We start from the raw sequence: 26,104 nt of genomic DNA on the forward strand, positions 1-26,104 counted from the left end.
TTCAAGCTTTACTTTAAGTTCGTGCCGAAGGGTGGTGTTGGAGCGTCGTCAAGCGACGCTCCAACACCCGTTTACCTGCCGCAACGCCTTATCCAGCTGTCATTACCACTTTTGCGTATTAAAAAATGAAGAAACATTATTTTTAATGATGAAAGCCCTTCGATAGACTGGCCTCCAGTTGCCGTTCATGTGCACGTGACCGCGACGCAAAAAGACACCACACGCTGTTTCGGCGCACAACGCGGAGAAAGTTGACATGAATCACCAAGGTACGGGGCTGGCAGGCAGAACGAAGAAACTCATCGCGGCGCTCGCATTGGGCGCGGCGAGCGCGCTCGGCGTGATGGCGCAGGCGCATGCTGCCGACACGACACTGCTGAACGTGTCCTATGACCCGACGCGCGAGTTGTATCAGGACGTCAACCAGGCGTTCGGCAAGGAATGGAAGGCGAAGACCGGCGAGACGATCACCTTCAAGCAGTCGCACGGCGGCTCCGGCGCGCAGGCGCGTTCGGTGCTCGACGGCCTGCAGGCCGACGTCGTGACGCTCGCGCTCGCTTACGACATCGACGCGCTGGCCAACAAGGGTTTGCTGGACAAGGGCTGGCAGAAGCGCTTGCCGGACAACGCGTCGCCGTACACGTCGACGATCGTGTTTCTGGTGCGCAAGGGCAACCCGAAGCACATCAAGGATTGGGACGACCTGATCAAGCCGGGTGTGTCGATCGTCACGCCGAATCCGAAGACCTCGGGCGGGGCGCGCTGGAACTATCTCGCGGCATGGGCATACGCCGAGCATCAGCCGGGCGGCAACGATCAGAAGGCCAGGGAATTCGTCGGCAAGCTCTACAAGAACGCCGGCGTGCTGGATTCGGGCGCGCGCGGCGCGACCACCAGCTTCGTGCAACGCGGTATCGGCGACGTGCTGATCGCATGGGAAAACGAAGCCTTCCTGTCGCTGAAGGAGTTCGGACCGGAGAAGTTCGAGATCGTGGTGCCGTCGGTCAGCATTCTGGCCGAGCCGCCGGTTGCGGTGGTGGACAAGGTGGTGGACAAACACGGCACGCGCAAGCTCGCCGAAGCGTATCTGAACTTCCTGTATAGCGAGCAAGGCCAGGAAATCGCGGCAAAGAACTTCTACCGTCCGCGATCGAACAAGGTGCCGGCCGAGCTGACCGCCAAGTTTCCGAAGCTGAAGCTGTACACGGTCGACGATTCGTTCGGCGGCTGGACCAACGCGCAGAAGACGCACTTTGCCGACGGCGGCGTGTTCGATTCGATCTATCAACCGCAATAACTATCGAGCCGTTGCCTTCACCAGCATAGGCAGCAAAGCGATGCGGCAACGCGTCACTCCGGAGCGCGCCCCCAGGGGCGCGCTTTTGGCCAGCCAGGGCCCGGCGGCCGGAAACACGAGCATCAACCTGAACGAGTAACGAGCATGACGACGTTGACCTTCCGAAAACCGAGCGCCTTGCCCGGTTTTGGCCTGACACTCGGCATCACGGTGGCTTATCTGAGCCTCGTGGTGCTGATTCCGCTTGCGGCGACCTTTCTGAAGACCGCGACGCTCGACTGGAGCCAGTTCGTGCGCGCGGTGAGTTCGCCGCGCGTGCTCGCGTCGTATCGCCTGACGTTCTTCTCCGCGCTCGGCGGCGCGCTGATCAACGCGGTGTTCGGCTTTCTGGTGGCGTGGGTGCTGGTGCGCTACACGTTTCCGTTCAAGCGCCTCGTCGACGCCGTGGTCGATCTACCGTTCGCGCTGCCCACATCCGTGGCCGGCATTTCGCTCGCGGCCGTGTATGCGGGCAACGGCTGGATCGGGCAGTTCCTCGAACCGCTCGGCCTGAAAATCGCGTTCACGCCGGCCGGTGTGCTGGTCGCGCTGACGTTCATCGGTTTGCCGTTCGTCGTGCGCACGGTGCAGCCGGTGCTCGAAGAGTTCGAACGCGAACAGGAAGAGGCGGCCGCGTGCCTCGGTGCTTCGCGCTGGCTGACGTTTCGCCGCGTGGTGTTGCCGGCCGTGTTTCCGGCTCTGTTGACGGGCTTCGCGCTGGCTTTCGCGCGCGCGCTCGGCGAATACGGTTCGGTGATTTTCATCGCCGGCAATGTACCGATGAAGTCGGAAATCACGTCGCTTCTCATCATCACGAAGCTCGAGCAATACGACTACGCGGGGGCCACGGCTATCGCGGTGGTGATGCTGGTCGTGTCGTTCCTGATGCTGCTGCTGATCAACACCTTGCAGTGGTATTTGCAGCGCCGCACGGGCCGCGGCGGCGCGGGCCCGGTGCCGGCCGCCAGTGTGGCGAGCGTTGCGGCAATCGGCGGAGGTGTGCAATGAGCCGGCGAACCGTAAATGACGTATCCGCCGCGAGTGTTGCGAACAACGCCGCTGCCGTTGCGGTGGCGCCGCGCGCGCCACTGAATGCCGCGCGCCGTCCCGACCCTGTCACCGAACCACCGCTCGTGCGCTGGATTCTGACCGGCATCGCGCTGCTGTTCCTCGCGCTGTTTCTGGTGGTGCCGCTCGTCGCCGTCTTTTATCAGGCGCTCGCCAAAGGTCTTGGTTTCTATCTGGAATCGCTCGCCGACCCGGACGCGCTGTCGGCAATCAAGCTGACCGTGATCACCGCTGCCATCGCCGTGCCGTTGAACCTCGTGTTCGGTCTCGCGGCTTCATGGTGTATCGCCAAGTTCGAATTCCGCGGCAAGGCGCTCCTGACCACGCTGATCGATCTGCCGTTCTCGGTTTCACCGGTGATCTCGGGCTTGATCTACGTGCTGATGTTCGGCGCGCAGGGCTGGTTCGGCCCGTGGCTGCAGGACCACAACATCCAGATCATTTTCGCGGTGCCGGGCATCGTGATGGCGACGATCTTCGTCACGTTTCCGTTCGTCGCGCGTGAACTGATTCCGTTGATGCAGGCACAAGGCAACGACGAAGAAGAAGCCGCGCACGTGCTCGGCGCGTCGGGCTGGCAGACTTTCCGCCGCGTCACGCTGCCGAACGTCAAATGGGGCCTGCTGTATGGCGTGATTCTGTGCAACGCGCGGGCAATGGGCGAGTTCGGCGCCGTGTCGGTGGTGTCGGGCCATATTCGCGGTCAGACCGACACGATGCCGCTGCACGTCGAAATTCTCTACAACGAATACAACTTCTCGGCGGCGTTCGCCGTGGCGTCGGTGCTGGCGCTGCTCGCGCTCGTGACGCTCGGCCTGAAGCTGCTCGCGGAACGCCATATGTCGGCGGAACTGTCGGCCGCGCGGGATGTGCCCGCGTATGCCGGTCCCGTCACGCCGGCGGGGAGTGCAACACCCGGGACATCCGCAACCCACACAACGCATGCATCGCAGCAACACCCGCTCAAGCAAGGAGAGCTGTAATGGGTATCACCGTTCGTAACCTGCAGAAGCGCTTCGGCGATTTCGTCGCGCTCGATAACGTCACACTCGACTTTCCGCCGGGTGAGCTGGTCGCGCTGCTCGGGCCGTCGGGTTGTGGCAAGACCACCTTGCTGCGCGTGATTGCCGGGCTCGAATACGCGGACGGCGGCCAGGTCGTGCTGCAAGGCCAGGATGTGGCCACGGTCGGCGCGCGCGAGCGGGAAGTGGGCTTCGTGTTCCAGCATTACGCGCTGTTCCGTCATATGACGGTGTTCGAGAACGTGGCGTTCGGCTTGCGCGTGAAGCCGCGCAAGGAACGTCCCTCGGAAGCGGTGATCCGCGAGAAGGTGCATGAACTGCTGAAGCTCGTGCAACTCGACTGGCTCGCGCAACGCTATCCGTCGGAATTGTCGGGCGGCCAGCGGCAGCGTATCGCGCTCGCGCGCGCGTTGGCGGTCGAACCGAAAGTGCTGCTGCTCGACGAACCGTTCGGCGCGCTGGATGCGAAGGTGCGCAAGGAGCTGCGTAGCTGGCTGCGGCGCCTGCACGACGATCTGCATATCTCGACGATTTTCGTCACGCACGATCAGGAAGAAGCGCTCGAAGTGGCCGACCGTATCGTCGTGCTCAATCGCGGGCACGTGGAGCAGGTGGGCAGTCCGCAGGACGTGTATGACCATCCGCAGACCTCGTTCGTCTACGAGTTTCTAGGCGCCGCGAACCGTCTGCACGGCAAGGTCGACGCGAGCGGTTTCGTGGTCGACGGCGCGGCGCTGCCGGTGTCGATCAAGGCCGATTTCAGCGGTCCTGCGTTCGCTTATGTGCGTCCGCACGATTTGCAGTTGTATCCGCAGGCATCGGGCCACCGCGAAGGCATTGTGGTCGACGTGCGGCGCGTGGTGACCTTGGGCGGCTCGGTGCGCGTGGAACTCGCGGGCCGCGAGGGCAACCTGCTCGAAGCCGAGCTCGATCGGGAAGCGTGGCGCGATCTGCAACTCTCTATCGGCGATGGCGTGACCGCGGTGCCGCGTGCCTTGCGCGTATTCCCGGCGCAATGAGGGCAGTCAGCGCGGTGCAGTCGGCCGCGCGGCAACACGACTCGGTGTTTCAATCAAACTCAAATAACTCAACTCTGGACGAACCGGAGACATACAGATGAATTTCCAGCAATTGCGCTTCGTGCGCGAAGCCGTGCGTCAGAACATGAACCTGACCGAGGTGGCGAACGTGCTGTACACCTCGCAGTCAGGTGTATCGAAACAGATCAAGGATCTGGAAGACGAACTCGGCGTCGACATTTTCATCCGACGCGGCAAGCGTCTGACGGGCCTCACCGAGCCGGGCAAGGCGGTGCATCAGCTGATCGAGCGGATGCTGCTCGACGCCGAGAATCTGCGCCGCGTCGCGCGCCAGTATGCCGATCAGGATAGCGGCCACCTGGTCGTGGCGACCACCCACACGCAGGCGCGTTATGCGTTGCCGAAGGTGATCCGTCAATTCACCGAGGTGTTCCCGAAGGTGCATCTGGCGTTGCGCCAGGGCAGCCCGCAACAGATCGCGCAGATGATCATCAACGGTGAAGCGGACATCGGCATCTCCACCGAAGCGCTCGACCGCTTCCCGGATATCGTCACGTTCCCGTGCTATTCGTGGCATCACGTCGTGGTCGTGCCGAAGGACCATCCGCTGGTGGGCCGGCAGAATCTGACGCTCGACGAGATCGCCGAATTCCCGATCGTCACGTACGACCAGGACTTCACGGGCCGCTCGCATATCGACCAGGCATTCGCGAAAGCGGGGGCGCTGCCCGACGTCGTGCTGACCGCAATCGACGCCGACGTGATCAAGACCTATGTCGAACTCGGCATGGGTATCGGCGTGGTCGCGGCAATGGCCTACGATCCGAAGCGCGACACGGAACTGGTCGCGCTCGACACGCAACATCTGTTCGAAGCGAGCACGACGCGGGTCGGTTTGCGCAAGGGCGCGTTCCTGCGCGCGTATGCCTACCGGTTGATCGAGATGTTCGCGCCGCAGTTGAACGAAGCGGAGATCGCCGCGCAATTGCGAGAAGCGGTTTGATGGATGCGCAGGGGCGGTGAAGCGCCATTTGTTTATCCATGCATGGCGGCGCGCGGCGCATCGCTTACAATCGCCGCCATGAACACTTCGACTTCTTCCTCCGCTACGCCTTCAGACGAAGGCGCCACGCCGCCGTTGCCGCGCATCGCCGTGCTCGCGACCGGCGGCACGATCGCCGGCGCGGCTGCGGACGCCACCAATACGTCCGGCTATCAGGCCGGTGTGGTCGGTGTCGAGCAATTGCTGGCCGTGGTGCCGGCCTTGTCCACGGTGGCGCGCATCGCGCCCGAGCAGATCGCCAGCGTCGACAGCAAGGACATGGCGATGCCGCTGTGGACCACGCTCGCGCAGCGCATCAACACGCTGCTCGCCGACAGCGACATCGACGGTGTGGTGATCACGCACGGCACCGACACGCTCGAAGAAACCGCTTATCTGCTGCATCTGACCGTCAAGTCGGACAAGCCGGTCGTGCTGACGGCGGCCATGCGCCCGGCCTCGGCACTGTCCGCCGACGGTCCGCTGAATCTGCTGAACGCCGTGACGGTCGCGGCGCACACGGCGTCGCGCGGGCAGGGCGTGCTGGTGGCCTTCAACAACAAGATTCACAGCGCCCGCGACGTGGTGAAGACGAGCACCTACGCGGTCGATGCATTTCATTCGCCTGAAATCGGCGCACTGGGCTGGGTGCAGGACGGCCGCGTCGAATTCCAGCGCGGCGTGGTGCGTCCGCATACGCTCGCGACCGAATTCGTGATCGGCTCGAAGTGGCCGCATGTGGAGATCGTCGTGAGCTATGCGGGCGTGACGCGGATTGCCGTGGATGCGCTGGTTGCCGCCGGCGTGCGCGGTATCGTCGTGGCGGGCACCGGCAACGGCTCGATTCATACCTCGGTGCAACAGGCGCTGGCCGATGCCGCTTCGCAAGGCGTGGCGGTGGTGCGTGCCTCGCGTGTCGGCTCGGGGCATGTGATGCGCAACGGCGCGGCCGCCGACGACGCGCTCGGTTTCGTCAGCGCGGGTTCGCTGAATCCGTACAAGGCGCGCGTGCTGCTGATGCTGGCGCTGGCCGCGGGCGGCACGGGACCCGTGGCGCTGCAGAAGACTTTCGACAAGTATTGATTGTGCGCGGGCGGTCCGGTTCAAAGTCAGAACCGTGTCCCGCATATGACGCTTGAATGACGACGCGGCGCCCAGGTCATCGACCCGAGCGCCGCGTTGTCGTTTCAGTTCAAGTTTTTTGCTTTAGCCGACCATAGGCGACGCCGCCAGACCGTCAGTCCGCCAGATCCGGAGGCAACTTCCCGCCGTTCGCCGCCAGCGCCAGCATGACCTGTTTATGCAGCCAGATGTTCATGCTTGCGGAATCGTTCGTGTCGCCGGTGAACTTCAGCTCTTTTGCGAGTTCCTTGCGATGTTCGAGGCTGCTGTCCACGCCGAGCGCTTTCAGCGTGTCGACGATCGACGTGCGCCAGTTCAACGTTTGACCGCTCTCACTCACGAACTGGTCCATCACGACAGCAACGTCGACGTCGGCGAGCGGCGCGGGCGCCGGTGCAGCCGCCGGTGCGGCAGCTTGCGCCGCTGCCGGATCCGGTGTCGGCTCAACCGCGGGGGCAGGCTGGTCCGGTTTCGCTTTGCCGAAGAGCTTATGTACGATGTCACCGAAGATGCTCATTCTGAATCCTTTGCAGATAGGTTACTGGCGCAAGCACATTCCGCTCACGGGTTGAAAACTGGTTGGGAATCGGGCGAATGAAGCAGAGGACACGCGTTGCCATGATCGGCAAGCCGCACTTGAACGCTGAACCGCCCGCAACCAGACTTATCGAGTGTAGGAGAAAAGCGCGGAGCGATGTGTCAAAAAAGGTCGAGCCGGAAGGGCGGAGTTGCAAGCAAATGCAAGCGGACTTGCGGGCGCGCGCGAGGGGCCGGCAAAGAGAGGTGCTGGCAGGCGGCGCGCATGATGCACCCGCTGCGAGAGTTTGGCCGAAAAAGCATAAGCATCGGTAAAGCATGAAATCCGACAGCCGGACACCCGACGACGACGTCTGACCGACCAAGGCTTCCCCGGCGTCGCCGGGTGCCGCTGCGGACCCCACTTGCCGCTCTCAGCCCAGAGCGGCACGATTTGCCCGTTCCGCCGTGCCTATCGCACGACGAACCGGGCGCCCCACCTGCGACCGCCATGACGTTGACAATGCAACCATCACGGCGGTCCGTGTTACTGCATGATGCGCAATCAAGCTGCCTTGGCTTCGCTGCCCGGCGCTTGCGCGACTTCGAAGTTCGCCATGATTTCGAGGGCACGCACCATCGCCGAGTGATCCCAGGCCTTGCCGCCATTCGCCGCGCACACGCTGAACAGTTGCTGCGCGCTCGCCGTATGCGGCAGAGCGATGCCGAGCTTGCGCGCGCCGTCGAGCGCGAGGTTCAGATCCTTCTGGTGCAGTTCGATGCGAAAGCCCGGGTTGAATGTGCGCTTGGTCATGCGCTCGCCGTGCACTTCGAGAATCCGCGACGAGGCGAAGCCGCCCATCAAAGCCTTGCGCACACGTTCCGGATCGGCGCCCGAGCGCGACGCGAACAGCAGCGCTTCGGCCACGGCTTCGATGTTCAGCGCGACGATGATCTGGTTGGCGACCTTGCAGGTTTGACCCGCGCCGTTGTCGCCGATCAGCGAGATGTTCTTGCCCATCAGTTCGAACAGCGGCTTGGCCGTGGCGAAGGCTTTTTCCGGACCGCCCACCATGATCGTCAGCGTCGCTTCGCGCGCCCCGACTTCGCCGCCGGAGACCGGCGCATCCAGGTAATCGACGCCCAGCGCGTTGATCTTCTTCGCGAACGCTTGCGTGTCGAGCGGCGAGATCGAGCTCATGTCGATCACGAGCTTGCCTTGCGAAAGGCCGGCGGCGACGCCGTCGTCGGCGAACAGCACGTTGGCGACGTCAGGCGTGTCCGGCACCATGATGATGACGATGTCGGCGGCCTGCGCAACAGCGGTCGAATTCGCGACGACGCTCGTCGTCTTGCTCAGATCTTCCGGCACCGGATACGCGCCATTCACGAACAGCGAGTGGCCGCCCTTGATGAGGTTGCGCGCCATGTGCGCGCCCATGATGCCGAGGCCGATAAAACCGATCTTTGCCATGTGTCTAAATCTCCAGTGTTGTTGGGTGTCCCGCGAGAGGACGTCCTTCGGGGCGTCTTTCGGGGCTTAAAGCGCCTGAACCGGCGATCAATGTAGCGATGCGGTGCTCAGGCGGCGGCGTGGGCTGCGCCGCGGCTTTGCCCGGCCACGCTTTGAATCCAGCCGAGGCCGGCGGTCGTGGTCGTGCGCGGCTTGTATTCGCAACCGACGTAGCCGTCGTAGCCGAGCGAGTCGAGCAGATCGAACAGGAACGGGTAGTTGATTTCACCGGTGCCCGGTTCGTTGCGGCCCGGATTGTCGGCGAGCTGGATGTGCGCGATCTGCGGCAGATTCTTCCTGATGGTCGCCCCGAGTTCGCCTTCCATCCGTTGCATGTGATAGATGTCGTATTGCAGGAACAGATTGTCCGAGCCGACTGCGCGGATCACATCCAGGCCTTCAGCAGAACGATTCAGTGCGAAGCCCGGAATGTCGTAGGAATTGCACGGTTCGACCAGCAGCTTGATGCCGGCCTTCTTCAATTCGCCCGCGGCGAAGCGCAGGTTCTCGACAATGGTCGAGCGCGCCTTGTCCGCATCGACGCCGGCCGTCGGAATGCCGACGAGGCAGTTCAGTTGCGGTACCTTCAGCGCTTTCGCGTATTCGATCGCGCGGCCCACGCCTTCCTGGAATTCGCTCACGCGATCCGGCAGGCACGCAATGCCGCGTTCGCCGGCTTCCCAGTTGCCCGCGGGCAGGTTGTGCAGCACCAGCTTCAGGCGATTCTGCTGCAAACGCTCGCTCAATTCGGCGATCTGATACGGATACGGAAACAGAAATTCGACGGCGTGAAAGCCCGCGTCCGCCGCAGCCGCGAAGCGGTCGAGGAACGGGATTTCGTTGAACAGCATGGTGAGATTCGCTGCAAATTTCGGCATGGTGCGTCTGTCTCTCTGGTCGGTCAGTGGAATAGCTTTCGTGAGGCGGTTCGGTGTGGCCGAACCGCGCTCATGTGATGCTCATCGTTGCGATATGCGATGCAGTACGGCAGCTCAGTCGAGCATGCTGATCGCGGTCGGTGCGTCTTCGCGCGTGGCAGCCAGTTCTTCAAACTCGTTGATCGCGTCGATTTCGGTGCCCATCGAGATATTGGTCACACGCTCGAGAATCACTTCGACGATCACCGGCACGTTGAACTCGGAGAGCATCGCCTGCGCTTTCTGCAACGCGGGCTTCAGCTCTTCCGGCTTGAACACGCGGATCGCCTTGCAACCCAGACCTTCGGCGACTGCAACGTGGTCCACGCCGTAGCCGTTCATTTCCGGCGCGTTGATGTTCTCGAAGCCGAGCTGCACGCAGAAGTCCATGTCGAACGCGCGCTGTGCCTGACGGATCAGGCCGAGGTACGAGTTGTTCACCACCACATGCACGTACGGCAGCTTGAACTGCGCGCCGGCTGCCAGCTCTTCGATCATGAACTGGAAGTCGTAGTCGCCCGAGAGCGCCACGATCGGACGTTGCGGATCAGCGGCGCGCACGCCGAGCGCTGCCGGAATCGTCCAGCCGAGCGGGCCGGCCTGGCCGCAGTTGATCCAGTTGCGCGCCTTGTAGACATGCAGGAACTGCGCGCCGGCGATCTGCGACAGACCGATCGTGCTCACGTAGCACGTGTCGCGGCCGAACACCTGGTTCATTTCTTCATAGACGCGCTGCGGCTTCATCGGCACGTTGTCGAAGTGCGTCTTGCGGTGCATCGTGCGCTTGCGTTCCTGGCAGTCGGCGACCCATGCGCCGCGGTCCTTCAGCTTGCCCGCGGTCTTCCATTCCTTCGCCACTTCCACGAACAGTTCGAGCGCGGCCTTCGCGTCCGACACGATGCCCAGATCCGGGCCGAACACGCGGCCGATCTGCGTCGGTTCGATGTCGACGTGCACGAACTTGCGGCCCTTCGTATACACCTCGACGCTGCCCGTGTGACGGTTCGCCCAGCGGTTGCCGATGCCGAGCACGAAGTCGGAGGCGAGCATCGTCGCGTTGCCGTAGCGGTGCGAGGTTTGCAGACCGACCATGCCGGCCATCAGCGGATGGTCGTCGGGAATCGCGCCCCACGACATCAGCGTCGGGATCACCGGCACGCCGACGGTTTCAGCGAACGTGACGAGCAGGTCTTCAGCGGCTGCGTTCAACACGCCGCCACCCGAGACGATCAGCGGTTTGTCCGAATTGTTGAGCAGCGTGAGCGCGGCTTCGATCTGCTTGCGTGTAGCTTTGGGCTTGTAGACCGGCAGCGGTTCGTACGTGTCGATGTCGAATTCGATTTCGGCGAGCTGCACGTCGATCGGCAGATCGACCAGCACCGGACCCGGACGGCCCGAGCGCATCAGATGGAAAGCCTGCTGGAACACGCGCGGTACCAGCGCCGGTTCACGCACGGTGACGGCCCACTTGGTCACCGGCTTGGCGATCGATTCGATATCGACGGCCTGGAAGTCTTCCTTGTACAAACGCGCACGCGGCGCCTGGCCCGTGATAGCGAGAATAGGAATGGAGTCGGCCTGCGCCGAGTACAAACCGGTGATCATGTCGGTGCCGGCGGGGCCCGACGTGCCGATACACACGCCGATGTTGCCCGGTTGGGCGCGCGTATAGCCTTCGGCCATATGCGACGCGCCTTCGACGTGGCGGGCCAGTACGTGGCTGATGTTGCCTGCCTTGCGCATGGCCGAGTAGAACGGGTTGATCGCTGCGCCCGGAACGCCGAATGCGGTGTCGATGCCTTCTTTTTCGAGCACCAGCACGGCTGCGTCGACGGCTCTCATCTTGGCCATGAATGTCTCCTGAATGTCTGGGAATGGGCGAAATAAACGGGTTGATTGCACTTTAGGCCCGACCTAAAGGTTTGATAAGATCAGTCCGGGTCGCTTATTTCGAAACAAAAAGTATGGAATGGCTGGTGGGCCGGCGCCCGGTGTGGTGCATGGGATCGGAGTAAGCGCTGAAGCGCTAACTCCAATCGACCGCGGTGCATGGGATCGGAGTAAGCGCTGAAGCGCTAACTCCGATCGACCGCGGTGCATGGGATCGGAGTAAGCGCTAAAGCGCCAACTCCGATCGACATAGGAGACAACGATGGACCGGTTCAAACAGATCGAAACCTTCGTGCGCGTCGCGGATGCCGGAAGCCTTGCGGCGGCGGCGCTGGAGGAGGGCGTGTCGCCGGTGATTCTCGGCCGTCGTATCGACGCGCTGGAAAAGCGCCTGGGCGTGAAGCTGATGTACCGCTCGACGCGCCGGCTGGTGGTGAGCGAAGACGGCGCCGCGTTTCTGGAGCGCTGTCGCGGGCTTCTCACCGAGTGGGATCAGGCGGAAAACGAACTGAGCGCCGGGCGGCGCGCGATCAACGGCCATCTGATCGTGTCAGCGCCGGCTGCGTTCGGACGCAAGCACGTCGCGCCGCTCGCCCCGGCGTTTCTCGCCGACAAGCCGGAATTGCAAGTGTCGTTCAATCTGACCGACCGGGTGGTGGATCTGGTGCGCGAGGGCTATGACCTGTCGATCCGCATTGGCGGCGCGGTCGATCCGAATTTCGTCGCGGTCAAGCTGGCGTCGAACCGGCGTGTGGTGTGCGGCACGCCAGACTATTTCCGCCGGCACGGCAGGCCGAAAACGCTCGAAGACCTGCCGCAGCACAACTGTCTCGCGTTCAATCTGCAAGGCGGACAGAACCGCGGCTGGTATTTCCGCCGTAACGGCAAACTGGCGACGGTGCGCGTGGGCGGCACGCTCGACTGCAACGACGGGGAGTTGCTGCACCGTTGGGTGTCGGAAGGGCTTGGGCTCGGCTGGCGCTCCACGTGGGAAATCCAGCAACAACTGGCGCGTGGCGAACTGGAGACCGTGCTCGACGAGTTCGCGCTGCCCGACTACGACATTCTCGCGGTCTATCCGCAACAGCGGTATGTGCCGGCCAAGGTGCGGTACTTCATCGATTATCTGAAAGAGGTGTACGCCAGCGAGGATTACTGGAACCGGCCGGCTTATTAGACGCAGCAGACGCGGCAGAGGCAGCAGAGGCATCAGAGGCAGCAGAGACAGCAGAGGCAGCAGAGGCAGCAGAGGCAGCAGAGGCAGCAGAGGCAGCAGAGGCAGCAGAGGCAGCAGAGGCAGCAGAGGCAGCAGAGGCAGCAGAGGCATCAGAGGCAGCAGAGGCAGCAGAGGCATCAGAGGCATCAGAGGCATCAGAGGCATCAGAGGCATCAGAGGCATCAGAGGCATCAGACGCAGCAGAGGCAGCAGAGGCAGCAGACGCAGAAGGCGGCCCGGCACGGCGGCGGTCCTGTGGTCCGACACCCGGGCAGAACGGCCGGATTTTTTGCGAATTGCACGCGGCGTGGGAATAAACTCGGCGGATGCCCGGTTATGTGCTGTACAGAGTGTCACGACAAGCAACATCGCACAGCCCGCAATGCCCTGGAGGGCCGAGGTGGTCCAGACCGATTCAGAACCTGCCCGCGCGCACGGCGAGACCGACGCAGCGAGGAGCCGGCGCTTTCAGCAGATGGCGCTGCCGCACCTCGACGCCGCGTACAACCTTGCGCGCTGGTTGTGCGGCAACGCCAACGATGCCGACGATGTCGTGCAGGAAGCCTTCATGCGCGCGTTCCGCTTTTTCGACACCTTTCGCGGCGACTCGGCGCGGCCGTGGCTGCTGGCGATCGTGCGCCGCACCTGGTACACGGAATGGCGGCGGCGGGCGTCGTCGCACGAAACGGTGGAGTTCGACGACACGATGGACGACGCGACCTTCGACGGCTGGACGGTGGGCGGCACGGACCCTCAGGCGCTGTTGATCCGCGACGAGGATTCGAAACTCGTGCACGAGGCGCTCGCGCAGTTGCCGGTCGAATATCGGGAAGTGCTGATGCTGCGGGAGCTGGAGGAGATGGGCTATCGGGAGATCGCGCTGGTGGCGGACGTGCCGATCGGCACGGTGATGTCCCGGCTCGCGCGGGGGCGCCGCAAGCTCGCCGCGCTGCTGACGGAGAAGCAGGGGGGCGCGGCGGCGCCGCGCCGGCCGTCGATGTGCGCGGCGGCGCCCGGCGCAAGCAAATCCGCCACGGCGAGCGTGACCCCGTTGCGGGCGTCCGCCAATGGCCGGCCACTCAACACGCCTGGCGGCACCGCCGCCGGCAACAACGCTCAGGAGACGCCAGATGGACTGTAACGAAGCGCGGCCGCTCCTCGACGCGAACGCCGATCACGAATTGCCCGCACCGGATGCCCGGCGCATTCAGCAGCATATCGAGAGCTGCACAGCTTGCCGGCGCGAAAGCGAAAACCTGCGGGCCTTGAGCGGCGCGCTGCGGGCGGCCCCTTATCATCGTGCGCCGCAGTCGCTGCGCGAGCGGATCGTGGCGGGGTTGCCGAGCGTCGACGAGCCGGCTGGGGCCACCGAGCCGCCCGCTGTAAGTGTGCCGAGCGCCACGACGCCGCCACGCGAACCTGCGCGGCGCGGCTGGCTTGAACGTTGGCTGGACGGCTGGCGCGCCCCGCAAGGCGGGTTCGGCTGGCCGTCGCGGGCGGGTGGCGCAGGCGGTCCGGTCGGCTCAGTCGGTTCAGGCGGCGTCTTTGCGCGCGGCTGGCTGGCGGCGCTGGTTCTCGCGTTGTGCGCGGTGGCCGCGGGCGTGGCGTTGAACCTGCGCCGGCCGGCGGACTTCGGGCCGTTTGCCAACGAACTGGTGGAAAGCCACGTGCGGGCGCAGGTGTCCGGTCGCGACATCGACGTGATTTCGACGGATCGCCATACGGTCAAGCCGTGGTTCAACGGTCGGCTCGATTATTCGCCGCCGGTCGAGGACCTGGCGGCAAGCGGCTTCGCGCTGGAAGGCGGGCGTCTGGACTACCTCGCGCATCAGCGGGTGGCTGTGCTGGTGTACCGTTACCAGAAGCATGTGATCGACGTCTATGTCTTTCCGCAGGCCGGCGCGGGCCGGGACGCGGATGGCGCGGCACCGGCCACGCTCGGTCGCGAAGGCTACTCGATCGCGCACTGGGACGCGGAAGGCATGACCTGGTGGGCGATCTCCGACTCGGCGCCCGACGCGCTCAAGGGACTGGAAGTGGCGCTGAAGGCGCGGCTGCAAAGCGGCAGCGAGCGTACGGAAACCGGCTCGTAGAAGGCGGAAGGCGGCTTTGGCCGCCTGTTTCGGCCTCGGCGCGCGATCGGGGACCGCCGGGCGGCGCGCGCTGGCGGCCCATCGAGTCACGTGCAAGGGCTGGCCGCCGGTTTCAGGCCTCCGGGCACGAAATGTCAGGTCCGGCTTTGTGGTGTCACAGCCTAAACCCTTGAAAACACTCCCGATTCGCGCGCCGCAACAACGGGATATCTTGCAACCCGGCCCTAATCGGGTTACACTCTTTGGCTTCTCACTTGCCACACCGGTTCCGACGCCCGGGTGGCTTTAATCCACAAGGAGTGTGTATGCGTCATTATGAAATCGTCTTTATCGTGCATCCCGATCAGAGCGAGCAAGTGCCCGCCATGATCGAGCGTTACAAGAGCACGATCACCTCGCACGGTGGCCAGATCCACCGTATCGAAGACTGGGGCCGTCGCCAACTGGCCTACATGATCGAGAAACTCGCGAAGGCTCACTACGTCTGCATGAACATCGAATGCGACCAGACCACGCTCGACGAGCTGGAACACGCATTCAAGTTCAACGACGCTGTTCTGCGTCACCTGATCGTCAAGATGAAGAAGGCCGAAACCGGCCCGTCGCCGATGATGAAGGAAGTGCAGCGCGAAGAAGCCAAGAAGTCGGCTGCTACGCAACCGTCCGAAGCGCAGGCTTAAGACACACTATTTAAGCTATCAGATCAAGCGTCGCTCTCGACCAAGGTTACATGAATCGGCTGCAACTCACGGCCAGCGTCGTCGAACGCGAACCGGTGCGGTACACCCCCGCCGGCGTTCCGATTGCAGGCTGCACGTTGCACCACCGCACGGAAGTCGTCGAAGCCGGCATTGCCCGGCAAGTCGAACTGACCATGCAGGCGGTAGCCGCAGGCGAGGCGAGCGGTAAGCTCGAAAGCTGTCAGATGGGCGTGGAAACGCTCTTCACAGGCTTTCTGGCAAAAAAGCACCGCAACGCAAGAACTCTGGTATTTCACATCACAGCATTGCAGGACATTGGAAAGGACTGAACATGCCCCGCCCGACTGGTAAGAAATTCGACAAGCGTCGTCAGCAACAAAATCCGCTCTTCAAGCGCAAGAAGTTCTGCCGTTTCACGGCCGCTGGCGTCGATCACATCGACTACAAAGACCTCGAAACGCTGAAGGACTTCATCGGCGAAAACGGCAAGATCACGCCGGCGCGTCTCACGGGTACGAAGTCGCACTATCAACGCCAGCTGGACACGGCAATCAAGCGCGCACGTTTCCTCGCGCTGGTGCCGTACACCGACCAGCACAAGGCCTAACCCGACGACGCGATAAGGAGTCTCCGAATGCAAATTATTCTTCTGGAAAAAGTCGTCAATCTGGGCAACCTGGGCGATATCGTGAAGGTCAAGGACGGTTACGCACGTAACTTCCTGATCCCGAACAAGCAAGCTCGCCGTGCAACGAAGGAAGCCCTGGCTGAATTCGAAGTGCGCCGCGCAGAACTCGAAAAGATCGCCGCTGAAAAGCTGGCTGCTGCTACCGCCCAAGGCGAAAAGCTGGGTGGCTCGACGGTGCAGATCAATCAGAAGGCTGGCGTCGACGGCCGTCTGTTCGGTTCGGTGACGAACGCGGACATCGCTGAAGCCCTGGTCAAGCAAGGTTTCGCAGTGGAAAAGGCGCAAGTGCGTCTGCCGGAAGGCCCGCTGAAGCTGGTTGGCGAGCACCCGGTTCAGATCTCGCTGCACACCGACGTTCTCGTCGATGTGACGGTGGCTGTGATCGGCGAACACGTCTAAGCAGCAAGTTGTATTTGCCAGGATGTCGCTGGCGAAAGGCAGGGGCCGGGTAACCGGCCCCTGTTTTTTTTGTGCCCGTCTTTTTTGTTTTTCCTGCTCGCCGCAGCGGCTCGATTACCCGATAATTCCTCTCCATGAACGCACCGTCCAAAGATCCCCAACTCGAGTCGCTAAAAGTCCCGCCGCATTCGATCGAGGCCGAGCAATCGGTGCTGGGCGGCCTGCTGCTCGATAACGCCGCGTGGGACCGTATCGCGGATTTTCTGTCGCAGAGCGATTTTTACCGCTACGACCACCGCATCATCTTCGAGCACATCGGCAAGCTGATCGCGGCCACGCGTCCGGCCGACGTGATCACCGTGTACGAGGCGCTCGGCACTTCGGGCAAGGCGGAAGAGGTCGGCGGTCTGGCGTATCTGAACGCGCTCGCGCAGAACACGCCGAGCGCGGCCAATATCCGGCGCTACGCGGAAATCGTGCGCGATCGCGCGGTATTGCGCAGGCTGGTGTCGGTCGCCGACGAAATTTCGGCAGACGCCTTCAACCCGCAGGGCAAAGAAGTCCGGCAGTTGCTGGACGAAGCCGAATCGAAAGTGTTTTCGATCGCCGAAGACGGCGCGCGCGGTACGCAGGGTTTCCTCGAAATCGGGCCGCTGCTGACCGAAGTCGTCGAGCGCATCGACACGCTGTACCACACCGCGAATCCGAGCGACGTGACTGGCACGCCGACCGGCTTTGTCGATCTGGACCGCATGACTTCCGGTATGCACGGCGGCGAGCTGATCATCGTCGCCGGCCGTCCGTCGATGGGTAAGACGGCATTTTCAATGAACATCGGCGAATACGTGGCGGTAGAGTACGGCTTGCCGGTCGCGGTGTTCTCGATGGAAATGCCGGGTTCGCAACTCACCATGCGTATGCTCGGCTCGGTCGGGCGGCTGGATCAACACCGCATGCGGACCGGGCGCCTGACCGACGAGGATTGGCCGAAGCTCACGCACGCCGTGCAGAAGATGAGTGAAGCGCAGATTTTCATCGACGAAACCGGCGGCCTGAACCCGATGGAACTGCGCTCGCGAGCGCGGCGGCTGTCGCGCCAATGCGGCAAGCTCGGGCTGATCATCATCGACTACCTGCAGCTGATGAGCGGGTCGTCGTCGGGCGAAAACCGCGCGACCGAAATCTCGGAAATCTCGCGTTCGCTGAAAAGTCTCGCCAAGGAACTCGACGTACCGGTGATCGCGTTGTCGCAGCTCAACCGCGGTCTCGAGCAGCGTCCGAACAAACGGCCGATCATGTCGGACTTGCGGGAATCAGGCGCTATCGAGCAGGATGCCGACGTGATCCTGTTCATCTACCGCGACGAAGTCTACAACCCGGACAGTCCGGACAAAGGCACGGCCGAGATCATCATCGGCAAGCAGCGTAACGGTCCGATTGGTCCTGTTCGGCTCACGTTCCATGGTCAATTCACGAAGTTCGACAACTTTGCCGGCGCGCAGAATTTCTACAGCGATTGAGCGGAGAAGGGAAGCGATAACTGAGACGCCGTTGTAACGGCGCTTCCGGAAGTGCGGCGCGGGTCCCACAACGGTACAATGTGGCGGTTTTATGTCAGCCATTATGTGACCAATTTTCGGGATCCCAATGTTCGGTCGATTCATGCCCACCGAGGGCAAGTTCTTTGAAATTTTCAATGCGCACGCAACGTGCATCGTCTCGGCAAGCCGTGAACTCGAGCTGCTGATCGACAACCTGCAGGACGCCGAGACCCACAAGCAGAACGTGCAAAAGGCCGAGAAGGCCGCTGACAAGCTCACGCACGAAACCATCGACCTGCTACACAAGACGTTCATCACGCCGCTCGACCGTGACGAGATCCACAAGCTGATCACCACGATGGACGATATCCTCGACCTGATGGAGGACGTCGCCACCGCTATCTCGCTGTACGACGTACAGGCCGTGACTTCCGAGGCGAGCCAGCTCGCGCATATCTGCACGGCAACGTCCGAGCGCGTGCAATTCGCCGTCAGCCTGCTGTCCGACATGAAGCAGGCAAGCCAGATTCTGAAGGCCTGCGAGGAAATCGACCGTCTGGAATCGGAAGCCGACCGCGTGCTGCGCGCAGCCATGTCGAAACTGTTCCGCGAAGAAGACAACGTCAAGACCCTGATCAAACTGAAAGCGATCTATGAATTGCTCGAAACGATCACGGACAAGTGTGAAGATGTAGCGAACATCATCGAAGGCATCGTGCTGGAAAACGCATAATGCAATCGATACAACTCGCAATCTGGGTCGTCACCGGCCTGGTCGCCGTCGCGCTGATTTTCGACTTCATGAACGGCTTTCACGACGCGGCGAATTCGATCGCCACGGTCGTCTCGACCGGCGTGCTGAAGCCGCAACAGGCTGTCGCCTTCGCGGCGGCGTTCAATGTCATCGCGTATTTCGTGTTCCATCTGAAAGTTGCCGCGACTGTCGGCAAGGGCACGATCGATCCGAATATCGTCGACCATTACGTGATTTTCGGTGCGCTGGTCGGCGCGATCGGCTGGAACATCATCACCTGGCACTACGGCATTCCATCGAGCTCGTCGCATGCATTGATCGGCGGCCTCGTGGGCGCGGCGCTCGCCAAGTCGGGGTGGAGCTCGCTCAATTTCGACGGCCTGATGAAGACGGTGGCGTTCATCTTCATTTCGCCGCTCCTTGGCTTCGTGCTCGGCTCGTTCTTCATGCTGGCGGTGTCGTGGATTTACTTCCGCACGCCGCCCAGCAAGGTCGACCGGCGTTTCCGGCGTCTGCAACTGGTGTCCGCGGGTTTGTATAGCCTCGGTCACGGCGGTAATGACGCGCAGAAAACCATCGGTATTATCTGGATGCTGCTGATCGCGACGGGCTATGCGTCGTCGATGGCGGATGCGCCGCCGTTGTGGGTGATCGGCGGATGTTATCTCTCCATGGGCGTCGGCACACTGTTCGGCGGCTGGCGGATCGTCCGCACGATGGGCCAGAAGATCACCAAGCTCAAGCCGGTCGGCGGTTTTTGCGCGGAGTCGGGCGGGGCGATCACGCTGTTTACCGCCTCGTGGCTTGGCATTCCCGTGTCCACCACGCATACCATTACTGGCGCGATCGTCGGTGTCGGCGCAACCCAAAAGCTCAGCGCGGTGCGGTGGGGCGTGGCCGGCAACATCGTCTGGGCGTGGATTCTGACGATTCCGGCCTCCGCGGCGCTCGCCGCGGCTGCCTGGTGGCTCGGCCACCGTTTCCTGTAAAGGCGCAACGCGGGCGGCGACGCCGCCTGCCGCGCGTTCACGTTGTCAGGGTTCGAAAAGAAGCGTGCGCCTAGATGAGCGGCGCGCTGCCTCCATCCATTGGGACAATTGCGCCCGTCACATAGCTTGCACGGCGGCTCGCCAGAAAGAGCGCAACGTCGGCGATTTCCTCCGGTTTGGCAAAGCGTCCGAGCGGCACTTTGGCCTGGCCGCGCGCGAGCGCTTCCGCGTTGCCGATGCCTTGCTGCGTGGCTTCCAGTTTGACCGCTTCCTCGACACGTTCGGTCAGCGTCGCTCCCGGATTGATCGCGTTGATGCGGATGCCGTAGCGCGCGTAATAGTGGGCGAGGCCGACGGTGGCAAGCATCAGCGCGGCATTCGCGGCGCCGCCGGCAATATGGATATCGCTCGCGATCTTGCCGCCCATGCCGATGATATTGACGATCGTGCCGGGCTCGCTGCCCGTGCCGGCTTTTACCCGCTCGGCCATGCGGCGCAGCACTTCCTGCTGGGGATAGATGTAGGGGAAGTATTTCGCTTCCATGGTGGCGCGGAACGCGTCGGCATCGAGCGTCTCCGGATCGTAGCGGCGCGCGGCGCCGGCACTGTTGATCAGCACGTCGATCGGGCCGACGGCGGTGCTCACTTCCTCGACGATATCGGCGGCGCTGTGCGGTTCGTGCAGATCGGCTCGAGTCCGGTGTACGTGCAGGCCTTCCTGTTTCAACTGTTCGTAAGCGCGCGCGAGGTTGGCGGGGTCGCGCGATACGATCGCGACTTTCGCGCCCTCGATCGCAAACGCACGGGCGCAGGCGAGGCCGATTCCCTTGCTGCCGCCTGTAATCAACACCACCTTGTCTTTGAGTCCCAGATCCATCGTCATCACCCGCTGTCGAAAGAATACCGACGACGATAGCAGATTGGCGGGATGGTTGTGATGCGCAGGTCGATGGCGCTGCGTGTGATTGCCAGTCGCTGGGCGGCGGCTGTTTAACGCGTGCGTCAATGGCCGCGCTATACGACGAGGTGTGGGCGCCAAGGCGGCTGCGATATCCGAATTCGTTCGCATGCCGAGCGCGAAGCTCGCTCACGACACGCCCCGTGCCGTGGCGTCAGAAGTTGCCGTTGGCGAAGCGGGCGATCGGGTCGTCGTTGGTTTGCGTCGGAGCGGGCATGCCGCGCGAGGCCGTCGAAGCCCGCATGATCTGCACGCTGCCGTTCTCATCGGCTTGCTGCGCCTGCCGGGCCTGCCGCGCGGCGACGGAAGCGGGCGGCGGCGGCTCGAACGCGTCGGCGGCGGCGTCGATAGGATCGGGCGCGCGGGCGGTTGCCGTTTGCGGAGCCGTCCGCGAAGCGGTCAGCTGTTGTTGGGCCGGTGCGGCGCCGCTGGCGTTATATGCATTGGCTTGTTGAGCGGCCGGAATCGGCGTTGGGGACACGGCGCCCGCCGCGCGCGCCTGCATCTGAGCCGCGCTCATGCCGGGCGGTGGCGGCTCGAACGGGTCGGCTTGTGCCGCCGCAGTGACCGGTTGAGCCTCCGCGCTCAACGGCGCACGAGGTGCCGCCGTAACGCGGACGATCTGCTGCGACTGCGACTGCGACCGGGGTTGCAGTGCGCCCGCGGCATAGACCGGCGGCTGCGCCGCTGCCTTCGCCGGCGCCGGTGCAACGGTCGCGGTCGCGCCCGCGGCCGCACCCGCGCCCGCATAGGCCGGCGCTGACTGCGCCACCGGCGCGACGCGCTCAGACTGTGGCGCGGCAGCTTGATAGCTCGGCGTATCGAACGGTGCGGGTGTCGCAGCCGGCGAGGCCACGCGGCGAATGCCGTCGAAGCGCTTGGCCCAGTATGGATTGGTCAAATAGTCGAGCCGCACCGTACCACCGGTAGAAGGCGCGTTGACGAAGCGCAGCTTGCCGACATAAATGCCAACGTGCGAATGCGCGCGTCCTGTCGTGTTGAAGAAAATCAGATCGCCGGGCGCGATCTCGTCCGGTTCTATCGATTCGCCGCGCCCGCTCATATCCGCCGTCGTGCGCGGCAGATTCACGGAAGCCGCGCGCGAGACCACATAGCGAACCAACCCGCTGCAATCAAAGCCGCTATCCGGCGTATTGCCGCCCCAACGGTACGGAATGCCGACGAGGCTCATCGCCTGAATCGAGATTTCCTCACGGCCGATGCTGTGATCGACGAAGTTCGGAAAGCCAGGCGGCGGAGCATGATATGCGCCGTTCGCCACCACGACCTGGCTGCCCGACCCACGCGACGACGTTTTCTGCGGCGCGCCGGCACAGGCGGCGAGCAGCAGAACGGTCAGCAGCGATAGGGCGAGTCGGCGCATGAAGACGAGGAGAGCGGTAAACGCTCGTTTAATGGCGGACGATGTCGGGATGGTAGCCCTTGGAACCTCGCTCCGGCAAGAATTCTTCATAAATTACATGAAGTTCGTGCGCTAAGTGTTGCCCGTCAGGAACGTATGGCAAAGAAAAAAGCCGCTTCCGGAGTGTTCCGGAAGCGGCTTCGGTTTGAAGCTAACTAATTGAAACTTAGAGAATTTCCGACGCGTAGTCGGCAAGGCGCGAACGCTCGCCGCGCGCCAGCGTCACATGCCCGCTGTGCGCCCAGCCCTTGAAACGATCGACCACGTACGTGAGCCCCGAACTGCCTTCCGTGAGGTAAGGCGTATCGATCTGCGCGATGTTGCCGAGACAGATGATCTTCGTGCCCGGACCCGCGCGCGTGACCAGCGTTTTCATCTGTTTCGGCGTCAGGTTTTGCGCCTCGTCGATGATCAGATACTTGTCCACGAACGTGCGGCCACGCATGAAGTTCATGCTCTTGACCTTCAGGCGCGAGCGGATCAGTTCCTGAGTTGCGGCGCGGCCCCATTCGCCGGCTGCGTCGTCGGTTTTCTGCAGGACTTCGAGGTTGTCGTCGAATGCACCCATCCACGGCTGCATTTTTTCCTCTTCCGTACCCGGCAGGAAGCCGATGTCTTCGCCGACCGGCACCGTTGCGCGCGTCACGATGATCTCGTTGTAGCGCTTGTCGTCCAGCACTTGCGCGAGACCGGCGGCGAGCGCGACCAGCGTCTTGCCGGTACCGGCCTGACCCAGCAGCGTGACAAAGTCGATTTCCGGATTCATCAGCAGGTTCAGCGCGAAGTTCTGCTCGCGATTGCGCGCCGTGATGCCCCACACGTTGTTCTTGTGGTGGCCGTAGTCGCGCAAGGTTTGCAGCAGCGCCGTCTTGCCGTTCAGCTCGCGCACCAGCGCATGAAACGCCGGTTCGCCGTTTTGCGGCTCCAGATAGACGAACTCGTTGACCAGCATCGAGGCGCACAGGGGACCGGTCACGCGGTAGTACGTGGTGCCGGTCTTGGTGTCCTGCCAGCTTTCCATGCCCTTCGCGTGCTTGGTCCAGAAATCCTGCGGCAGCGCGCGGATGCCGGAATACAGCAGATCGCTGTCTTCGAGCACCTGGTCATTGAAGTAGTCTTCGGCGGGCAGGCCGAGCGCATGCGCCTTGATACGCATGTTGATGTCTTTCGACACCAGCACGACCTGGCGATCCATCCGGTCGCGCTGCAACGCGCGCACCACGCCGAGAATCTGGTTATCGGCCTTGCCTTCCGGCAGACCTTCCACCGGTTCGATGGCGGCGAGCTTGGTCTGGAAGTACAGACGCCCGGACGCCTCGCGGCTGCCCAGACGCGCCAGCGAGATGCCGTCGGACATGTTGCCGGCGTTCGCCACCAGTGCGTCGAGGGTGCGGCTCACCTGGCGGGCGTTGCGCGCGACTTCCGACATGCCCTTCTTGTGGTTGTCGAGTTCTTCCAACGTCATCATAGGCAGATAGACGTCGTGTTCCTCGAAACGGAACAGGCAGCTCGGATCGTGCATCAGCACATTCGTGTCGAGCACGAAGAGCTTCTGGACTTCGACCGGCTCGGCGGCCGCGCCGCGTTTGCGGCCGGTGCCGCGTGTGCTCGGCGCAGCGGCTGCGGGTGTGCTCGCCTCAGCCTGCTTCGCGCTCGGCGCGCGTGCGACGACCGGCTGCGCGGGCGCAGCCGGCTCGGCTTGCGGACGGGCAGCGGGAACCGGTTGCAACAGGGCGGCCGTTTGCTTCGATTTGCGGCCGCGAGTGGGCGCGGCCTGTTCCGCGGAGGCGGACGCAGCCGGGGCCGCCGACGATGTCGGCACAGGCCGCAAAGTGGTCGCGGCGTTGGCGGCGTGCGCCATTGGCGTGGCGACGTTCGCGCGGCCGTAGTCGGCCGACTCTGCGGATTCCCCAACGGCCGTCTGTTTCTTCGCGGCGGAGCGCGCCGGGCTGGCGGCTTTGGCCTTGTATTCGTCAGGCGGCAGGAGATTGCCGAGCTTGCTGGGGGGGGTAGGCAAAGGCATGGTTTCCCTCGAATTATTCGGGTCACATATCGTGCGCCGCCTGTCGCATTCTGCCGGTGCCAGTGGATGCGCACGCAGTTTGCGCCCGGAGGCGCGCATTCGGTCTAGAGATGCCGGTTCGCCTGGTCTTCGATCGGCTCCTTAACGGAAGCGCGTGGCCGAGTGAACGACGGCTCTCGCGCAATTAAAAAAGCCGCCGCCCCGGCGTACGGGGCAAGCGGCTCGCCTACAGTGCTCGCGTTGCACCTCGCGACTCCGACGGGTCCCGGAAAAAACGGGAAACAGCCGTCAAGTCTGGCGCAGCGGCGAAAAAGTTGGGGTGTACAGGCACTCATTGCAACCCAATATAACGCGCCTCAAAGCGCTTGTACAGCCTCCAGAATGTCGTCGACATGCCCGGGCACTTTCACGCCGCGCCACTCCTGGCGCAGCACGCCTTCAGCGTCGATGAGGAACGTGGAGCGTTCGATTCCCCGTACTTCTTTGCCATACATTTTCTTCATTTTGATGACATTGAAGAGCGCGCACAGCGTTTCCTCGGGATCCGAGATCAACGGGAAGGGCAGTTCCAGCTTTGCCTTGAAGTTGTCATGCGAGCGCAGGCTGTCGCGCGACACGCCGAGGATTTCCGCGCCGGCCTTCTTGAACTTCGGATAGAGATCGCGGAACTGCAGACCTTCGGTCGTGCACCCCGGCGTGTTGTCCTTCGGGTAAAAATACAGCACCACCTTCTTGCCCCGCAGCTTGGACAGCGTGATCTCGCCACCGGTAGCGGGGGCGGTGAAGTCGGGGATGGGTTGGTCGACTGCGATGGGCACGTGCTTCTCCGGTTGTTATGGCCGGCGCCGGATGATTGCGGCGGCGGCCTGGCATCGAGACTTTTGGGGGAGGGGCGGCCGGCGCGCGGCATGTTCTCGCGCGGCGGTCGGGTCGTCAGGGCCGGCTGCCGGTTGACCAGTCAGGGCTGGACAATCAGTTCGCCGGAGCGCCCTGGAATTTCGCCCCACGTAACAGGGTACGATGGCAGCGTGCTGCGGTCTAGCGTGGCGTAATAATCGCCCATCGTCGCGAAGGTGTGGCCCTGCGCGCGCCAGCCTTCCAGAAGCTGTTCGAAAATCGGCGCGAGCTTCTGGCCTTCGAGTTCGGCGTGCAGCGTGTATACCTGATCGTGCGGATTGTTTTCCGTGTGCTTCAACATCCATGCGGCGACGTTGTGCGACTCGACACCGTCCACGCCGAGCACTTCGTCGAGCGTGGGCAGCGTGGTCGGCATTTGCACATGCGTGAGCGTGCGGCCGTCGACCACCGGCAGATATGGCGAGTGGCCGCGTCCGTCGGACGCGTAGTGCATGCCCCACGCGTCGATCTGCTCGAACGCGTGGCCGTTCATCTGCCAGCCCGCCGCGCCGTGCGTGACCGGCGGCGCGCCGAACACCTCGACGAAACGGTCGTGACTCTGCTGCATCTGCGCCCTGGTCCACGCGCGGTCTTTCGAGCGCACATTGTCCTGCCAGTAGACGTGATCCCACGTATGAATGCCGCATTCGAAGCCGGCTTCGTGAATCGCGCGCATTTCCGCCGAGGCCTTGGCGCCGATGTCCGGACCGGGCAGCAGCACGCCGTACATCAACTGCTTGATGCCGTAGTGTTCGACCACCGAGGTGCGCGACACTTTCTGCAGAAAGCCCGGCCGCAACACGCGGCGCATCGCCCAACCGGTGTGGTCGGGCCCGAGGCTGAAGAGGAAGGTGGCGCGCGCCTTGAAGCGGTCGAAAATACGTGCGAGATTCGGCACGCCTTCGCGGGTGCCGCGCAGCGTGTCGACGTCGATCTTCAGGACGATACGAGCCAAG

Annotated in this window: 25 protein-coding genes; 16 read left to right on the forward strand and 9 right to left on the reverse strand. The window is 63.2% G+C overall.

Going from position 1 to position 26,104, the window contains the following annotated elements:
* Positions 1-256 precede the first annotated feature (256 nt).
* The 6 genes from AC57B1_RS18045 to AC57B1_RS18070 all read left to right on the forward strand — a co-directional run bounded on the left by AC57B1_RS18045 (position 257) and on the right by AC57B1_RS18070 (position 6,591).
* Positions 257-1,297 carry a sulfate ABC transporter substrate-binding protein gene (locus AC57B1_RS18045; RefSeq protein ID WP_496418207.1) on the forward strand — a complete coding sequence of 347 codons (1,041 nt, stop codon included), beginning with the start codon at positions 257-259 and terminating at the stop codon, positions 1,295-1,297.
* Positions 1,298-1,441: 144 nt separating this feature from the next.
* Positions 1,442-2,344, forward strand: coding sequence for a sulfate ABC transporter permease subunit CysT (cysT, locus tag AC57B1_RS18050; protein ID WP_408343349.1), 903 nt, complete (start codon positions 1,442-1,444; stop codon positions 2,342-2,344).
* Positions 2,341-3,387, forward strand: coding sequence for a sulfate ABC transporter permease subunit CysW (gene cysW / locus AC57B1_RS18055; RefSeq protein ID WP_496418208.1), 1,047 nt, complete (start codon positions 2,341-2,343; stop codon positions 3,385-3,387). The genes cysT and cysW overlap by 4 nt, the downstream gene beginning before the upstream one ends.
* Positions 3,387-4,445, forward strand: coding sequence for a sulfate/molybdate ABC transporter ATP-binding protein (locus tag AC57B1_RS18060; protein ID WP_091794594.1), 1,059 nt, complete (start codon positions 3,387-3,389; stop codon positions 4,443-4,445). The genes cysW and AC57B1_RS18060 overlap by 1 nt, the downstream gene beginning before the upstream one ends.
* A 97-nt stretch (positions 4,446-4,542) precedes the next feature.
* The gene (locus AC57B1_RS18065) at positions 4,543-5,469 is read left to right on the forward strand and encodes a CysB family HTH-type transcriptional regulator (protein WP_408183132.1); all 927 of its coding nucleotides are present in this window, start codon (positions 4,543-4,545) and stop codon (positions 5,467-5,469) included.
* A gap of 78 nt (positions 5,470-5,547) precedes the next feature.
* Positions 5,548-6,591, forward strand: coding sequence for an asparaginase (locus AC57B1_RS18070; RefSeq protein WP_496418209.1), 1,044 nt, complete (start codon positions 5,548-5,550; stop codon positions 6,589-6,591).
* Positions 6,592-6,745: 154 nt separating this feature from the next.
* Here the strand turns inward: AC57B1_RS18070 and AC57B1_RS18075 are convergent, their stop codons facing one another.
* The 4 genes from AC57B1_RS18075 to gcl all read right to left on the reverse strand — a co-directional run bounded on the left by AC57B1_RS18075 (position 6,746) and on the right by gcl (position 11,427).
* Complete coding sequence (locus AC57B1_RS18075) at positions 6,746-7,147, reverse strand: DUF3597 domain-containing protein (protein ID WP_091794589.1); 402 nt, start codon at positions 7,145-7,147, stop codon at positions 6,746-6,748.
* Between the two features lie 564 nt (positions 7,148-7,711).
* Positions 7,712-8,620 carry a 2-hydroxy-3-oxopropionate reductase gene (locus tag AC57B1_RS18080; protein WP_496418210.1) on the reverse strand — a complete coding sequence of 303 codons (909 nt, stop codon included), beginning with the start codon at positions 8,618-8,620 and terminating at the stop codon, positions 7,712-7,714.
* Positions 8,621-8,727: 107 nt separating this feature from the next.
* On the reverse strand, positions 8,728-9,537 hold the full coding sequence (gene hyi, locus AC57B1_RS18085; RefSeq protein WP_496418211.1) for a hydroxypyruvate isomerase: 810 nt from the start codon (positions 9,535-9,537) through the stop codon (positions 8,728-8,730).
* A gap of 114 nt (positions 9,538-9,651) precedes the next feature.
* Positions 9,652-11,427: a glyoxylate carboligase gene (gcl, locus tag AC57B1_RS18090; protein ID WP_496418212.1), complete on the reverse strand. Its 1,776-nt coding sequence runs from the start codon at positions 11,425-11,427 to the stop codon at positions 9,652-9,654.
* Positions 11,428-11,728: 301 nt separating this feature from the next.
* Between gcl and AC57B1_RS18095 the strand changes: the two genes are divergently transcribed.
* From AC57B1_RS18095 to AC57B1_RS18140, 10 genes are all read left to right on the forward strand, one after another.
* A complete protein-coding gene (locus AC57B1_RS18095; RefSeq protein ID WP_496418213.1) occupies positions 11,729-12,643 on the forward strand; it encodes a LysR family transcriptional regulator in 915 nt (304 codons plus the stop codon).
* Positions 12,644-13,082: 439 nt separating this feature from the next.
* On the forward strand, positions 13,083-13,823 hold the full coding sequence (locus AC57B1_RS18100; protein ID WP_496418214.1) for an RNA polymerase sigma factor: 741 nt from the start codon (positions 13,083-13,085) through the stop codon (positions 13,821-13,823).
* Complete coding sequence (locus AC57B1_RS18105) at positions 13,813-14,775, forward strand: anti-sigma factor family protein (RefSeq protein ID WP_496418215.1); 963 nt, start codon at positions 13,813-13,815, stop codon at positions 14,773-14,775. The genes AC57B1_RS18100 and AC57B1_RS18105 overlap by 11 nt, the downstream gene beginning before the upstream one ends.
* A 305-nt stretch (positions 14,776-15,080) precedes the next feature.
* Positions 15,081-15,455, forward strand: coding sequence for a 30S ribosomal protein S6 (gene rpsF / locus AC57B1_RS18110; RefSeq protein WP_006048823.1), 375 nt, complete (start codon positions 15,081-15,083; stop codon positions 15,453-15,455).
* A gap of 50 nt (positions 15,456-15,505) precedes the next feature.
* Positions 15,506-15,805, forward strand: a complete 300-nt coding sequence (gene priB / locus AC57B1_RS18115) for a primosomal replication protein N (protein WP_007182110.1) — start codon at positions 15,506-15,508, stop codon at positions 15,803-15,805.
* Positions 15,806-15,807: 2 nt separating this feature from the next.
* Positions 15,808-16,083: a 30S ribosomal protein S18 gene (rpsR, locus tag AC57B1_RS18120; protein ID WP_007182109.1), complete on the forward strand. Its 276-nt coding sequence runs from the start codon at positions 15,808-15,810 to the stop codon at positions 16,081-16,083.
* A 27-nt stretch (positions 16,084-16,110) separates the two neighbouring features.
* Complete coding sequence (gene rplI, locus AC57B1_RS18125) at positions 16,111-16,563, forward strand: 50S ribosomal protein L9 (protein WP_091794572.1); 453 nt, start codon at positions 16,111-16,113, stop codon at positions 16,561-16,563.
* A 134-nt stretch (positions 16,564-16,697) separates the two neighbouring features.
* The gene (locus AC57B1_RS18130) at positions 16,698-18,083 is read left to right on the forward strand and encodes a replicative DNA helicase (protein WP_012432804.1); all 1,386 of its coding nucleotides are present in this window, start codon (positions 16,698-16,700) and stop codon (positions 18,081-18,083) included.
* A gap of 127 nt (positions 18,084-18,210) precedes the next feature.
* Positions 18,211-18,837, forward strand: a complete 627-nt coding sequence (locus tag AC57B1_RS18135) for a DUF47 domain-containing protein (protein ID WP_091794570.1) — start codon at positions 18,211-18,213, stop codon at positions 18,835-18,837.
* The gene (locus tag AC57B1_RS18140) at positions 18,837-19,847 is read left to right on the forward strand and encodes an inorganic phosphate transporter (RefSeq protein WP_408343365.1); all 1,011 of its coding nucleotides are present in this window, start codon (positions 18,837-18,839) and stop codon (positions 19,845-19,847) included. Before AC57B1_RS18135 ends, AC57B1_RS18140 begins: the two co-directional genes overlap by 1 nt.
* A gap of 70 nt (positions 19,848-19,917) precedes the next feature.
* Here AC57B1_RS18140 and AC57B1_RS18145 read toward each other — a convergent pair whose 3' ends face one another.
* From AC57B1_RS18145 to AC57B1_RS18165, 5 genes are all read right to left on the reverse strand, one after another.
* On the reverse strand, positions 19,918-20,724 hold the full coding sequence (locus tag AC57B1_RS18145) for an SDR family NAD(P)-dependent oxidoreductase (protein WP_408343367.1): 807 nt from the start codon (positions 20,722-20,724) through the stop codon (positions 19,918-19,920).
* Between the two features lie 235 nt (positions 20,725-20,959).
* Positions 20,960-22,189 (reverse strand): NlpC/P60 family protein, encoded by a 1,230-nt coding sequence (locus AC57B1_RS18150; RefSeq protein WP_408343369.1) that lies wholly within the window; start codon positions 22,187-22,189, stop codon positions 20,960-20,962.
* 205 nt (positions 22,190-22,394) lie between these two features.
* Complete coding sequence (locus tag AC57B1_RS18155) at positions 22,395-24,251, reverse strand: PhoH family protein (RefSeq protein WP_408183164.1); 1,857 nt, start codon at positions 24,249-24,251, stop codon at positions 22,395-22,397.
* A 356-nt stretch (positions 24,252-24,607) separates the two neighbouring features.
* Positions 24,608-25,069 carry a peroxiredoxin gene (locus AC57B1_RS18160; protein ID WP_073426815.1) on the reverse strand — a complete coding sequence of 154 codons (462 nt, stop codon included), beginning with the start codon at positions 25,067-25,069 and terminating at the stop codon, positions 24,608-24,610.
* Between the two features lie 140 nt (positions 25,070-25,209).
* Positions 25,210-26,103 carry a polysaccharide deacetylase family protein gene (locus AC57B1_RS18165; protein ID WP_408343371.1) on the reverse strand — a complete coding sequence of 298 codons (894 nt, stop codon included), beginning with the start codon at positions 26,101-26,103 and terminating at the stop codon, positions 25,210-25,212.
* Position 26,104 lies beyond the last annotated feature (1 nt).

This window comes from Paraburkholderia sp. BGA-UO-ETr-F21, assembly GCF_059567925.1.

Bases quoted from the DNA above. Each gene is read 5' to 3' on its own strand.
- AC57B1_RS18075 (WP_091794589.1), bottom strand. From the start codon at position 7,147: ATGAGCATCTTCGGTGACATCGTACATAAGCTCTTCGGCAAAGCGAAA.
- AC57B1_RS18060 (WP_091794594.1), top strand. From the start codon at position 3,387: ATGGGTATCACCGTTCGTAACCTGCAGAAGCGCTTCGGCGATTTCGTC.
- gcl (WP_496418212.1), bottom strand. From the start codon at position 11,427: ATGGCCAAGATGAGAGCCGTCGACGCAGCCGTGCTGGTGCTCGAAAAA.
- cysT (WP_408343349.1), top strand. From the start codon at position 1,442: ATGACGACGTTGACCTTCCGAAAACCGAGCGCCTTGCCCGGTTTTGGC.
- AC57B1_RS18140 (WP_408343365.1), top strand. From the start codon at position 18,837: ATGCAATCGATACAACTCGCAATCTGGGTCGTCACCGGCCTGGTCGCC.
- AC57B1_RS18135 (WP_091794570.1), top strand. From the start codon at position 18,211: ATGTTCGGTCGATTCATGCCCACCGAGGGCAAGTTCTTTGAAATTTTC.
- AC57B1_RS18145 (WP_408343367.1), bottom strand. From the start codon at position 20,724: ATGGATCTGGGACTCAAAGACAAGGTGGTGTTGATTACAGGCGGCAGC.
- AC57B1_RS18130 (WP_012432804.1), top strand. From the start codon at position 16,698: ATGAACGCACCGTCCAAAGATCCCCAACTCGAGTCGCTAAAAGTCCCG.
- AC57B1_RS18070 (WP_496418209.1), top strand. From the start codon at position 5,548: ATGAACACTTCGACTTCTTCCTCCGCTACGCCTTCAGACGAAGGCGCC.
- AC57B1_RS18105 (WP_496418215.1), top strand. From the start codon at position 13,813: ATGGACTGTAACGAAGCGCGGCCGCTCCTCGACGCGAACGCCGATCAC.
- AC57B1_RS18045 (WP_496418207.1), top strand. From the start codon at position 257: ATGAATCACCAAGGTACGGGGCTGGCAGGCAGAACGAAGAAACTCATC.
- cysW (WP_496418208.1), top strand. From the start codon at position 2,341: ATGAGCCGGCGAACCGTAAATGACGTATCCGCCGCGAGTGTTGCGAAC.
- rpsF (WP_006048823.1), top strand. From the start codon at position 15,081: ATGCGTCATTATGAAATCGTCTTTATCGTGCATCCCGATCAGAGCGAG.
- hyi (WP_496418211.1), bottom strand. From the start codon at position 9,537: ATGCCGAAATTTGCAGCGAATCTCACCATGCTGTTCAACGAAATCCCG.
- AC57B1_RS18065 (WP_408183132.1), top strand. From the start codon at position 4,543: ATGAATTTCCAGCAATTGCGCTTCGTGCGCGAAGCCGTGCGTCAGAAC.
- AC57B1_RS18155 (WP_408183164.1), bottom strand. From the start codon at position 24,251: ATGCCTTTGCCTACCCCCCCCAGCAAGCTCGGCAATCTCCTGCCGCCT.
- rpsR (WP_007182109.1), top strand. From the start codon at position 15,808: ATGCCCCGCCCGACTGGTAAGAAATTCGACAAGCGTCGTCAGCAACAA.
- rplI (WP_091794572.1), top strand. From the start codon at position 16,111: ATGCAAATTATTCTTCTGGAAAAAGTCGTCAATCTGGGCAACCTGGGC.
- AC57B1_RS18150 (WP_408343369.1), bottom strand. From the start codon at position 22,189: ATGCGCCGACTCGCCCTATCGCTGCTGACCGTTCTGCTGCTCGCCGCC.
- AC57B1_RS18080 (WP_496418210.1), bottom strand. From the start codon at position 8,620: ATGGCAAAGATCGGTTTTATCGGCCTCGGCATCATGGGCGCGCACATG.
- AC57B1_RS18095 (WP_496418213.1), top strand. From the start codon at position 11,729: ATGGACCGGTTCAAACAGATCGAAACCTTCGTGCGCGTCGCGGATGCC.
- priB (WP_007182110.1), top strand. From the start codon at position 15,506: ATGAATCGGCTGCAACTCACGGCCAGCGTCGTCGAACGCGAACCGGTG.